This window comes from Nannocystis pusilla, assembly GCF_020073745.1.
Taxonomy (GTDB): Bacteria; Myxococcota_A; Polyangia; order Nannocystales; family Nannocystaceae; genus Nannocystis; species Nannocystis radixulma.
This window is the reverse complement of sequence record NZ_JAIRAU010000027.1, coordinates 121,723-133,467: the sequence shown is the minus strand read 5'-3', so window position 1 is coordinate 133,467 and position 11,745 is coordinate 121,723. Positions and strand designations below refer to the sequence as shown.

Genomic DNA, 11,745 nt, shown 5'->3' with positions numbered 1-11,745 from the left:
GCCGCCCGTCCCCCGCTACCCTGCTCGTCGTGTTGCGTCGCACTGTCCCGCGAGCCCGCCGTGAGTCTGCGCCGCGCCTCGGCGCACCACCCCGCGAGCTGACGTCGGCGTCGGAGCTGCGCTCGTCGGGCGCGACCGGACTCATGCGGCAAGCACCTCGCCAGGCCGACCCCGACCGCGGGAAGATCACCGATCTCGCCGCCGCGGACCCCGTGACCCTCGCCGCCCACCGCGAACCGGGAGCGTCCGCCTCGACCGGCTCCCACGCCTCGCCGCCCTCGCCGCGGCGCCGGGCACGCCGGGCCCTGCTCCGCGGCCTGCCCCTGAGCCTCGCCCTCGCCTGCAGCCACGGCGCCCCCAGCGGCCCCGCGGTCGCGGCCGGGCCCGAGACCACCAGTCCTTCCGGACATGCCCCTTCGGACAGCTCACAGTCCAGCGCCGGCGGCGTGTCGCAGCCGCGGGCCGAGGCGATCACCAGGAAGATCATGGAGGCCGTGGCGGCCGCGCGCGGCCTGCCGATCACCGGCGGCGTCGCGGTCGAGGTGCTGAGCCGCGGCGACGTGCGGCTGTTCGCCGAGAAGTCGATGTACGAGCACCACAGCCGCGACGAGATCCGGCTGTTCACCCGCATCGAGGCCAGCCTCGGCGTCCTGCCGCCCGGGGCCGACGGCGAGCAGATCCTGCTCGACATGCTCGAGCTGGGCGTGATGGGCATCTACGAGCCCAAGAAGAAGGCCATGCTGATCGGCACCCACGTCAGCGAGTCGCAGCTCGACATGGTCGTCGGCCACGAGATCGCACATGGCCTTCAGGACATGCACTTCGACCTTTTGCGGCTGCAGCAGCCGATCCCCGGCGACAGCGACGCCGAGACCGCGCGCACCTTCCTGGTCGAGGGCGACGCCCAGGCCGCCTACCTCGCGTGGGTCTCGGGCCCGGACGGCCTCAATGCCATCCCGCCCGAGGTCCTCGCCACCGTCGGCGACCAGGCGCTGAGCCTGGCCTCGATGCTCGACCACCCGATCCTCAACCGCTCGCTGCAGCTGCCCTACGCCGACGGCGCGGCCACCGTCGCCGCGCTCGTGCGCGCCAGGGGCTGGGCCGCCGTCGACGCCCTGTACCGCGACCTGCCGACCACCAGCGAGCAGATGCTGCACGTCGACAAGCTCGTCGCCCGCGAGCCCGCGATCGCCGTGGCCGCCGAGCCGAAGGCCCTCGCGGCCGCCCTGCCCGAGCACGCGCTGGTGTGGCAGGACACCCTCGGCGAGGCCACCCTCCTGTGCATGCTCGCCGACTCGGTGCCGACCAGCGACGCCCGCGCCGCCGCGGCCGGCTGGGGCGGCGACCGCCTGCTGGTGTTCGACCGCAAGGCCGGCCCCGACGTCACCCCGCTCGTCGTCGGCCTCGTCGCCTGGGACAGCGAGGCCGACGCCCGCGAGTTCGAGGCCGCCTTCAACAAGTACCTGATGGACCGCATGCCGACCACGTCCATGGTCCGCCGCCGCGGCGACCGCGTGCTGTTCGCCACCGGCATCCCCCAGGGAGCCGGCGCCGCGCTCGACCCCGCGGCCTGGAACGCCTTCCCGGCCCCGATCCGCGCCAAGGGACAGGGCACCTAGGACAGGTCCGACAGGACATGCCCGCCTGAGCATGTCCCCGGGAGCATGCCGCAGGGGACATGCTCAAGACCTGAGCTCGGCTTCACCGTCCTGGCCCACCCGGCCGCCACGGGCCGGGCCGACCTCGCCGCTCGTGGTCCAGGCCGCGAGACGCCGCTCACCTGCGCTGCCCGACCGCGTCGAGCACGGCGGCCGGCAGCCGCGCCTCGCAGCACGGGAACAGCTCGCGCTCCTCGAAGCGGACGTGGTCGGTCAGGCGCTCGGCGAACGCGACCAGGCCGTCGCGGCGACCGCCCCTGGCGGCCAGCGCCAGGGCCCGCAGGGACGCGTGGTCGGCCTCCGTCCGCTCGACCAGCGCGACCTCGCCGGCGCCTCGCAGCGCCGGCAGCAGCAGCGCCTCCTCGACGCGGAAGTGCGGCTCGAGCTCGTGCTCGAAGCGGTCGATCAGGTGGTTGGCCGCGTCGTCTGCCCGGCCCGCGGCGACCAGCGCCGTCACCGTGCGCGCGAGCACCAGCGCATGGTGGTGCTCCGACGACAGCCCCCTGAGCCTGGGATCGCGCTTCATCGCCCTCCCGCGCCGCGGGAGCGCGACAGGCAGGCGGCCATGGCTTGTCGCATGTCGCGCATGACGGGCTTCGAGGCGGCCCGCCGAGGATGGACGCGCCGGCGCGCCGGCGCAAGCGTTGCCGCCGGCCCGGGCGCGCGCAGGTGTTACCGTGCGCGCACCGGCCATGCAAATGCAACGACGAGGACCCCTGATCTCCCACGGTTGGGTGCAAGCCGTGGCCCTCGTGGCCCTGTTCGGCTTCTCCGTGCTCGGCTTCATCGCCGCCCGCACCTACCAGGCCGAGCCGCCGATCCCCGACCGGGTCGTCTCGCCCACCGGCGAGCTCGTGTTCACCGGCGAGGACGTGCGAGCCGGGCAGGAGGTGTTCCTCCGCAACGGCATCATGCAGTACGGCTCGATCTTCGGCCACGGCGCCTATCTCGGCCCCGACTTCACCGCCGACTATCTGCACCGCGCCGCCGCCGACGTCGAGCAGCAGCACCGCAGCGACCACGCCGACGCCCATCGCCTCACCGTCGCCGAGTTCCGCGCCAATCACTACGACCCGGACAGCGGCACGCTGGCCTACTCCGCCGCGCGTACGGCGGCCCATCGCCGGCTCGAGCGGCATTATCACGAGCTCTTCACCGACGCCGCGGGCGGCCGCGGCTTGCGACCCGCCGCGATCGTCGACGCCGACGACACCCGCCGCCTGACCGCCTACTTCGCCTGGAGCGCCTGGGTGGCCGCGGCGCAGCGACCCGGCGAGGACTACTCGTACACCAACAATTGGCCGCCCGAGGAGCTCGTCGACAACCGACCGACCGCCGACGCGATCGTCTGGAGCGTGCTCTCGCTGATCGCCCTGCTGGCCGGCATCGGCGCCGTCATGGCCGCGTTCGGCCGCTGGGACTGGCTCGGCTGGCACGGCAGCGAGCGCTACAAGCTGTCGTTTCGTCCGCCCGACGCGGTCGCCCTCACCCCGTCGCAGCGGGCCACGGCCGGGTTCTTCTTCGTCATGGCGGCGATGTTCCTGCTGCAGGCCGTGCTCGGCGCGCTCACCCAGCACTACCGCACCGAGCTGGGCGGCGTGTTCGGCCTCCGCCTCGACTACTTCCTGCCGTACAACATCGCCCGCACCTGGCACGTCCAGCTGGCGATCTTCTGGGTCGTGACCTCGTTCCTCGCCGCGGGCATCTTCCTCGCGCCGATGATCGCCGGGCACCGGGAGCCGCGCGGCCAGCACGTGCTCACCTACGCGCTGCTCGGCGCCCTCGCGGTCGTGGTCGGCGGCAGCTTGCTCGGCGAGCTGGCCGGGATCCACGGCTGGTTCGGCGACGCGTGGCTGTGGTTCGGGATGCAGGGCTTCGAGTACCTCGACCTCGGCCGGTTCTGGCAGGTCCTGCTCACCGGCGGGATGTTCTTCTGGGTCGCGATCTTGTGGCGCTCGCTGCGGCGGCGGCTCGCGGTCGAGCACGCCGCCAACATGCCGTGGCTGTTCTTCTTCGCCGCGCTCGCGCTGCCGGCGTGGTACGCCGTCGGCCTGCTGGCCCACCCGCGCGCCAGCTTCGTCGTCGCCGACTTCTGGCGCTTCATCGTCGTGCACCTGTGGGTCGAGGACTTCCTCGAGCTGTTCACCACGGTGATGGTCGCCTACATGTTCGTCCTGCTCGGCGTCGTGCGCGAGCGCGTGGCCCTGACCGTCATCTTCGTCGACATCGTCCTCTACAGCGCGGGCGGGGTCATCGGCACCGCGCACCACCTCTACTTCAACGGCGAGCCGGCCGAGGTCCTCGCGCTCGGCGCCTTCTTCTCGGCGATGGAGGTCATCCCGCTGACCCTCCTCACCGCCGAGGCCTGGAACTTCCTCCAGCTCGGCGTCCAGCAGGAGGCCCGCTCCTCGACCCCGTTCCCGCACCGCTGGGCCGTCATGTTCCTGGTCGCCGTCGGCTTCTGGAACTTCGTCGGCGCCGGCGTGTTCGGCTTCCTCGTCAACCTCCCGATCGTCTCCTACTACGAGATCGGCACCGCCCTCACCGCCAACCACGCCCACGCGGCCATGATGGGCGTCTACGGCATGCTCGCCGTCGGCTTCATGCTGTTCTGCCTGCGCTACCTGGTGCCCGAAGAGCGCTGGTCCGACCGCCTGGCGAGGCTCAGCTTCTGGTCGCTCAACCTCGGCCTCGCGTGGATGGCCTTCGTCACCCTCCTGCCGCTCGGCGTCCTCCAGCTCCACCACTCCGTCAGCGCCGGCTATCACGCCGCCCGCGACCTCGAGTTCATCACCGCCGACACCAACTGGTGGATCGAGGTCCTGCGGCTCCCCGGAGACCTCCTGTTCATCCTCGGCGGCGTGCTCCCGCTGCTCTGGCTCGCCTTCCAGGGCGTCCGCCACCGCGGCGCCCACCAGGGCGCCGGCGGCGACAGCCAGCAGCTCCTGTTCACCGAGCTCACGCCGTGCGAGCCTGCGAGCGAGGAGACAGCGTGATCGCGCCGCGTGCCGCGGACGAGTGATGCCCGCGGCGCGGCTCCGGACCGGTCAAGCGCGACGAGCCGGTCGAGGTCGCCTCGCCCGCACGTCGCGCCCGCGCGTCACTCGAACTCGATGCGCCACTCGTCGATCCGGCCGTTGTCGCCGTCGAGCTGCGAGTACGCGGCCGCGACCTTGAGCTGCCACAGGCCGGCGCGGGGCAGGTTCGAGAGGTAGAAGATCGTCTTGACGTCGCCGGTGATGCCGTTGGCGTCGCCCGGGCCGTGCAGCGAGTGCTCGACGCCGTTGGGGTCGACGAGCTTGATGTGGAGCCCGCTGATCTCGTGCTCGACGTCGACGTGGACGCGCACGCGGGCCGCGTTGCCGACCCCCGTCGTCGTGATCTTGCTGTCGACGTACACGGGATCGCCCCCGAGCGGCCGGAAGGGGATCGTGACGTCGGTCCAGTTCTCCCACGCGGAGACGCTGACCCAGTCGACGACGCCGCTGCGATGGCCGGTCACCGCCGCGAGCATGCGCCCGCGCTGCTGCGGCGACAGGCGCTGGCGGTCGCCGAAGCAGTGCTTGAAGTAGCTCATCACGTTGCGCCGGTCGGGGTTGGCGAAGTAGAGGATCGAGGCGTTGTACGGCGCGCCGAAGAAGATGCTGGTGTAGATCGACAGCAGCGGGTTCGGGTTGCACTCGTCGCCGTGCACCGCGGCGAACAGCGTCTCGCCCGGATCGGCCGGCGTGTCGTTGATCGGGTAGCTCGCCAGGTACGCGAGGCCGCCGGTGAGCCAGGAGACCGATCTGTCGACGTCGTACAGGGCGTTGACGATCCCGGCGGTGTCCCACGCCGTGTGCCCGCCGACGACCTTGCCGATGATCTGACTCGTGAAGTCCGACAGCGTCTTCGGCTTGGTGCTGCCCTCGAGGAAGGTGTGCGGCAGGCAGAAGTAGTGCCCGAGCTCGTGGGCGAGGAAGCTGCTGCCCCAGAAGTTGCCCGTCAAGTTGACGTAGTGGGTGGTGCACCACGAGCTGCCCCCGGAGATGGCCTTCGTCTTCCACGAGCTCGTCGCCGCGTCCCACACGACGGTGCCGATGCCGGCCCGCGCGAACAGCGGCACCGCGCCCTCGGCCTCGATGTCCTGCCCCAGGTCGGTGGCGTCGGCGTCGTCGAACGACGGCGGGCACAGGAACGCCGCGTCGGCGGGGGTGTCGTCCTGGCCGTCGCCGTTGGGATCGGGGGTCGTGTACGACGCGAGGTTGGCGACCGGGGTGCAACTGTTGTTGATCCCGCTGTTGTTGACGAAGGCGTTGAAGTTGGTGCCGGCGTCGATGCGGAAGCGCAGCATGCTGTCGCTGCGGTACTGGACCCGGTCGGCCCAGTCGATCGCGGCCTGCATGTTCGCCTGCGTCAGCGCCGAGCAGGTGGTGCCGTTGTCGTTGCACAGCTTGATCGGGCGCAGCTGCGCCTGGTGGTAATAACGCGTGGTCGCGACGCCGAAGACGTTGCGCGGCGCCGGCGACGAGGCCTCTGCCTCGACCCTCAGCTCGAACGCGGGCGGGTCGCTGCCCACGGCGGAGAGATCGACGGCGCCTCCGGGCCATACATCTTCGGCCGCACGCGCTCGGTCGAGGTGCGCGCTCGCCTCGTCGACCTCGCAGGTGAATTCGCTGTCGGCCACGACCGACTCGCCGGGCTCGTCGGCGTCGGCGAGCTGCTCGTCGTCCTCGACGACATCGAGGTCGGCCGCGTCCTCGTCACAGCCGGGGACGACCGCGAGGGCGAGCGCGAGGGAGAAGAGGGAGAGAGGAGTGACGATACGACGATGGGAATTACGGAGAGACATAGTTGGGCTCCTGAGTCCGCGATGCCTCCCGCCTGAGCAACCCGCGTGCCAGCGCGTTTGGGTCGGCCCCGCCGACCGATTCGCCTCCGCAGTTCGCTTTGGCGACGACAGGGCGCGAGCACCGAGATGCGCGCGCATCCGGATCGATGCGCGCGCATCGCTCGAGATGAGCGGTCCAGCAGCCCGCGACCTGGCGCCGGGGAGCTGCGCCGCGCCACCATGTCGGCTCGCACACGGCGCCCGGGCGAGGAGGACCTGCCCGGGCCGCAGCTCGCGGATCGGCGCGTCCTCTTCGCCGCCTCGGACCGAGACGCCGCGCAAAACCGGGCGCACCCGGCCCGCGCCCGGCGGGGCTGCCGCTGCCCTCCCTGGCCCGTTCTCTGCCCGGGGCCTCGCCGAGCCCGGTCGCTGCGGCTAGAATCGGCCGACGTGCCGCTCGCCTGCGCCTCCGGGACCGCCCCACCCCGTTCGCCCGCGCTCGCCCGGGCCCCCTCGCGTGAGGTGCTCGCTGCGCCATGTCTCTCGCGACATGCTCGAAAAGGCATCTTTGAGCGCCGCGGCATCGACGGGCGGTCGCCGACCCACCGATCATCGCGGGCGTCCCGATCAAGGTGTTCGATGAGCCAGGTCTCCTGCGACATGTCCCAAGAGGCATCCTCGCGCCCCACGGCATCGGGCCGCCGGCCCCGGGCAGGCCGCGAACGCTCTCGAGGTGACCGATGAGCCAGGTCCCCGGCGGCATGTCCGATCGCCCAGGCCCCGCCGCCCCGCAGGTCGAGCGCCTGGTGCGGGCCGCCTGCCGGCGCGAGCGCGTCGCCGACGCCGCCGCCCTGCTCACCCGCGTCGCCCTGCCGCTCGGCTGTGTCCTCGCCGCGGCGGGCGTCCTCGCCACGCGCCGCCTCGACGCCCCTGCCTGGCTCGGCTGGCTCGGCCTCGTGCCGGTCGTGCTCGTGCTCGTCTACGCCGTCGTGCGCCCGGCCCGGCCGCGTCGGGCCGCCCGCAGGATCGACGCCCACTACGGCCTCCACGACCTCATCGGCAACGCCTTCGAGATCGCAGGGCGCCCGCTCCCCGCCGGCGACGCCCAGGCCGCCGATCTGCTGGCCCTGCACGTCGCCGACGCCGAGGCGGCCGCGCCCGCGATCGACCCGCGCCCCGTCGTCCCGCTGCGCCCGCCCGGCCTGCGCGCGCACGACTTCGCCGCCGCGGCGCTGCTCGTGCTCGCCATGCTGGTCCCGCGCCCGCCGCCGCCGGTCGCCGACGATCCTGAACCTCCGGACATGCCCGAAGAGTCAGCCAAGGCCGCGGCCAGGAAGGCGCCGACCGACCGCGCCCTGACCGAGCCGCTGCGCGAGGACCTGCGGGCGCTCAAGGAGGGCGAGGACCGGGCCGCCGCGCTGGCCGAGCGCATGCTGCAGATCCTCGACGCCTACGGCCGCGGCGAGCTCGACCGCGAGGCCGCCTACGCCCAGCTCGAGGAGCTCGAGAAGTCGCTGGCCGAGGCCGAGGCTGACCTCGAGGCCAGGATGGAGGAGGACCCGGCCGTGCTGGCCGAGGGCGTGCGCCAGCTGGCCGAGGCGCTCAAGCAGGAGGAGATCACGCAGGACGCGGCCGAGGCGCTGGCGCGCGGCGACGGCGACGAGGCCGAGAGGTCGCTCGCCGACGCCGAGGCGGCCGCCGAGGCCAGCGACGAGGCCGAGAGGTCGCTGCAGCGGGCCATGCAGCAGGCCGAGAAGTCGCTCGGCAAGGCGGCCGGCGAGAACACCGACACCGCGTCACAGCTGGCCGAGGCCGAGCGTCGGCTCAAGCGCCAGCAGGAGCAGCCCGCCGCCGACCCGCAGGAGCAGGAGCGCCGGCTCAAGAAGCAGCAGGAGAAGGTCGACGAGCTGCGCCGCCAGCACGAGCGCGAGAAGGCCGCCCAGCGCAAGCTCGACGAGCTGCGCCGCCAGGCCAACGACGCCCAGAAGGGCCAGAAGGGCTCACAGCAGAAGAAGCGCGCGCTCGAGCAGCTGCGCCGCGGAGCCGGTGACGCCGCCCGCAAGGCCTCGCAGTCGCGCCGCCTCGGCCAGGCGCGCGACGACCTCGAGGAGGCCAAGAGCTTCATGCGCCGCGCCGGCCAGGGCGGCGAGCAGGACGACAAGCGCAAGCAGCAGATGCAGAAGTTCGCCAAGGCCGCCAAGGGCAAGAAGCCCGGCCAAAAGGACGGCCCGACCCTGCTGGTCGAGGGCGACCTCGGCGACGGCGAGCCGAGCATGCAGATGGAGGGCGACTCCGGCGGCGACCCGCAGGACAGCGGCGACGGCGGCGACCCGCAGGACAGCGGCGACGGCGACGGCCAGGACAGCGGCCAGGGCCAGGACTCGTCCGGCGACGGCCAGGCCCAGGGCGACGGCATGGGCCAGGGCTCGGCCGATGCCCTCGGCGATCCGACCGGCCTCAAGGTCAAGCCGAAGGACGTCCGCGTCGACCCCAAGCAGGGCAAGGGCACGACCAAGGCCGAGATCATCAAGACCGCCAGCCAGGAGGGCTTCGCCTCCGCGCCCTACCGCACCATGTACACCGACTACAAGGCGTTCGCCCAGAGCACGCTCGACAGCGAGGCCCTGCCCGCCGAGCAGCGCCGCCGCGTCAAGCGCTACTTCCAGATGATCCAGCCGCGCAAGTAGTCGCCGCTACTTGGCGTCGGCTGCCGTCGTGACCTCGCCGTGCAGGTCTTTCAGGAACTGGACGCGATCGCTCGCGGCGATCCAGCGCTCGAGGCGCTCGCGATCGACAGGCAGCACGAGGTCATGGCTCTCACTCGATACCAGCGTCGCCATCGCCCGGAACGGCTGCGTGAAGCCGTTCAACGCGACGAACACACCGAGCCGACAGCGACGATGCTTGCGGTTCATCTTCCCGCGCAGCGAGTCGAACTCGTGGCGTGGCACCGGGGCGCTCCAGTGCTTGCACTCGACCAGCAGGTACTGCCCCTCGTCGCGCCAGAACGGATCGGTCGACTCGATGCGCACCACGAGATCCATCTCTTCGATGTCGTTGCGACGATTGCGCTGGAACACGACGAAACCCGGCATGGTGCGGAACAGCGTGTCGAGCACCTCCTCGAGGAGCGCCCCCTTGCGGTTCTTGTCGACCTCGGTGAGGCACGCGGTCCAGGTCTCGCGCAACTGGCGGTCGAGCTCGCTGCGCGCGAGTGCAGCAGCGTCGCGAGCCCGGACGCTCTCCCAGGCGCTGCGCAGCTTGATCCGCAGCAACGCGTCGAGCACCTCGTTCTTCTCGAGATAATCGTAAGCGCCCAGCTCGAAGGCCCGCTCCACGGCCCGGCTGTCGGCGTATCCCGTGACCACGATCGTCTTCGCCCCGGGCGAGCGACGAGAGACCTCCTCCAGGAGATCGAGCCCGCTGTCGGGGCCATCCGGGCCGCGCAGCCGCTGATCGAAGAGCACCGCCGTCCAGTCGCCCGCGTCGAGCTTCGCCAGCGCCTCGTCGCGCGACGCGGCGCTCTCGGCCGAGTACCCTTCGGCCTTCAGGATGCCGAGGTAGATCTGGACGAAGCTCGGATCGTCGTCGACGACCAGGATCTTGGGGCTCAGCATCATGTGACTCCTTCGAGCGGGATCGGCAACCGCAGCACGAACCGCGCTCCGCCGCGCTGGCTGGGTTCGTAGTGGATCGACCCGCGCAGCTCGTCCTCGACGACCCCGCGAACGAGGGCGAGCCCATGGCCGCTTCCACCGGCGCGAAACGACACGCCATCGGCGAAGATCGCGGCCTGCTGCTCGACCGGCACGCCCGGTCCGTCGTCCTCCACCATGACGACGAGGCGAGCGCCTGTCCCGCCCGTCATCTCGGCGCGGACGAAGATCCTGACCTCGACACCGCCGGCCTGACTCGCGTTGCGCAAGAGATTGAGGATCGCCAGAACGAACCGCTCCCGCCGCCCGCGGAGATAGACGCGCTCGACGCCCGCGGTCGACTCGAACTCGACCGGATGACGCAGGTCTGACTCTACCGCCACGATCGCGTCCCGCACCGCCGCCTCCGCAGCGAACAGCTCGTCGCGACTGGTGCCCTGACTCGTCACGCGCGCGGTGTCGGTGGCGAACCGCAGCGCCCGCTCGAGCCCGCTGGCGATGTTGTCGAGCGAGCCCGCGTTCTCCGTCACGAATCCCTCACCGCTCCCCTGGCGCCGCAGTTGCTTCAACGTGAGCTGCACGGGAACCAGGATGTTGCGGAGCTCGTGCGCGACCATCCGCGTGTGCCGCCCGAGCTCCGCTGCCTCGGAGACCGCCGGTGGCCGCCCGTGCAACGCCTCGTGTGCCTCGTCGGCGAGGGTCGCGCGCGCGAGCGACCGCAGCGCCTCTCCGGATGGTTGCTCGAGCTCGCCGAACAGCTCGACGCCGATCGGAGTGACGCGATACATCTCGAGATATTGCTCCGCCACGACCTCGATCAATCCGCTCGAGGCGAAGCGTCGCTCGTCGAAATCCCACGGCCACTGCCTCTCTTCCCCACTCCATACATCCGCTCGCCGAGCACCGAGGAGGGCTGCGCTCGCTCCGAACTGATCCGCCAAGGGTCCTGGTCTCCCAACGCCGCGGACACTTCGAGCGCCAATAACCAGCGCATCGCATCTCGCCCTCGCAGACCGAGGAACACCGCCCCAGCCGGTCGCAAGGTGGTCGTCGAGTCCGTCGTCTTGGTCAACTGGAGCTCTTCGGCATAACGGCGCGTAGGAAAGTCGCCCAACGCTGTCACCACGGCGACGGCTTCTGCAGCCGCCCGCCTGGCGCTCGCCTGAAGACGCAAGCCCCGAACCTGAGAAGGAAAACTCCGTAGTTCGTCCGAACGATGGACTCCCCGAGCGACGATTTCCTTGCGTAGAACCCACGCGATCAGCCATTCGTCCTCGTCGGGCTGACCGGACAGGAGGCCCGACTCTGCGAGGTGAGCGACCGCGTGCTCGACCAGGGTTTGCGCGTGCCCATCGCCCCAACGCTGGAGGAGGCTCCAAAATCCCTGCCAACGGTCCTCGCCGGGCCAAGGTCCCTTCTCACCAGCCTGCTTCTCTGCAGCGTCGAAGATCTCGAGGACCTTCGCCTCGCGGCGCGCGTCGTCCATCCACGTCGGGAACCTGCGCGTCGTCAGCAAGCCCTGTCGGGCCAGCTCGAGATGCCGACGGAGCGCTTCGACGAACACCGCAGGAGCCTAGCGTCGATGCCGAGCACCAGCAACCGTGCGAGCAGGCTCGGCGCC

Annotated in this window: 8 protein-coding genes; 3 read left to right on the top strand and 5 right to left on the bottom strand. The window is 71.5% G+C overall.

The window, feature by feature from the left end; translation table 11 throughout:
* The first annotated feature begins 29 nt into the window (after nucleotides 1-29).
* Nucleotides 30-1,619, top strand: coding sequence for a hypothetical protein (locus K7C98_RS19425; protein ID WP_224193181.1), 1,590 nt, complete (start codon nucleotides 30-32; stop codon nucleotides 1,617-1,619).
* A gap of 157 nt (nucleotides 1,620-1,776) precedes the next feature.
* Here the strand turns inward: K7C98_RS19425 and K7C98_RS19420 are convergent, their stop codons facing one another.
* On the bottom strand, nucleotides 1,777-2,184 hold the full coding sequence (locus tag K7C98_RS19420) for a hemerythrin domain-containing protein (protein ID WP_224193180.1): 408 nt from the start codon (nucleotides 2,182-2,184) through the stop codon (nucleotides 1,777-1,779).
* Between the two features lie 166 nt (nucleotides 2,185-2,350).
* On the opposite strand from K7C98_RS19420, the gene K7C98_RS19415 reads away from it, so the two are divergent.
* Entirely contained in the window at nucleotides 2,351-4,654 is a 2,304-nt protein-coding gene (locus tag K7C98_RS19415) for a nitric-oxide reductase large subunit (RefSeq protein ID WP_346660294.1), read from the top strand.
* Between the two features lie 104 nt (nucleotides 4,655-4,758).
* On the opposite strand, the gene K7C98_RS19410 is transcribed toward K7C98_RS19415, so the two are convergent.
* A complete protein-coding gene (locus K7C98_RS19410; protein ID WP_224193178.1) occupies nucleotides 4,759-6,489 on the bottom strand; it encodes a proprotein convertase P-domain-containing protein in 1,731 nt (576 codons plus the stop codon).
* A gap of 740 nt (nucleotides 6,490-7,229) precedes the next feature.
* Here K7C98_RS19410 and K7C98_RS19405 point away from each other — a divergent pair.
* Nucleotides 7,230-9,155 carry a hypothetical protein gene (locus tag K7C98_RS19405; RefSeq protein WP_224193177.1) on the top strand — a complete coding sequence of 642 codons (1,926 nt, stop codon included), beginning with the start codon at nucleotides 7,230-7,232 and terminating at the stop codon, nucleotides 9,153-9,155.
* A 6-nt stretch (nucleotides 9,156-9,161) separates the two neighbouring features.
* Here K7C98_RS19405 and K7C98_RS19400 read toward each other — a convergent pair whose 3' ends face one another.
* Genes K7C98_RS19400 through K7C98_RS19390 form a run of 3 tightly spaced genes read right to left on the bottom strand, consistent with a single transcriptional unit; the run spans nucleotide 9,162 to nucleotide 11,688 of the window.
* Nucleotides 9,162-10,085, bottom strand: a complete 924-nt coding sequence (locus K7C98_RS19400; protein WP_224193176.1) for a response regulator — start codon at nucleotides 10,083-10,085, stop codon at nucleotides 9,162-9,164.
* Nucleotides 10,085-10,945 carry a sensor histidine kinase gene (locus K7C98_RS19395; RefSeq protein WP_224193175.1) on the bottom strand — a complete coding sequence of 287 codons (861 nt, stop codon included), beginning with the start codon at nucleotides 10,943-10,945 and terminating at the stop codon, nucleotides 10,085-10,087. The genes K7C98_RS19400 and K7C98_RS19395 overlap by 1 nt, the downstream gene beginning before the upstream one ends.
* On the bottom strand, nucleotides 10,942-11,688 hold the full coding sequence (locus K7C98_RS19390) for a hypothetical protein (protein ID WP_224193174.1): 747 nt from the start codon (nucleotides 11,686-11,688) through the stop codon (nucleotides 10,942-10,944). The genes K7C98_RS19395 and K7C98_RS19390 overlap by 4 nt, the downstream gene beginning before the upstream one ends.
* Nucleotides 11,689-11,745 lie beyond the last annotated feature (57 nt).

Excerpts from the sequence above, each read along its gene's own strand:
- K7C98_RS19415 (WP_346660294.1), top strand. The coding sequence starts at position 2,351 with ATGCAAATGCAACGACGAGGACCCCTGATCTCCCACGGTTGGGTGCAA.
- K7C98_RS19400 (WP_224193176.1), bottom strand. The coding sequence starts at position 10,085 with ATGCTGAGCCCCAAGATCCTGGTCGTCGACGACGATCCGAGCTTCGTC.
- K7C98_RS19420 (WP_224193180.1), bottom strand. The coding sequence starts at position 2,184 with ATGAAGCGCGATCCCAGGCTCAGGGGGCTGTCGTCGGAGCACCACCAT.
- K7C98_RS19410 (WP_224193178.1), bottom strand. The coding sequence starts at position 6,489 with ATGTCTCTCCGTAATTCCCATCGTCGTATCGTCACTCCTCTCTCCCTC.
- K7C98_RS19405 (WP_224193177.1), top strand. The coding sequence starts at position 7,230 with ATGTCCGATCGCCCAGGCCCCGCCGCCCCGCAGGTCGAGCGCCTGGTG.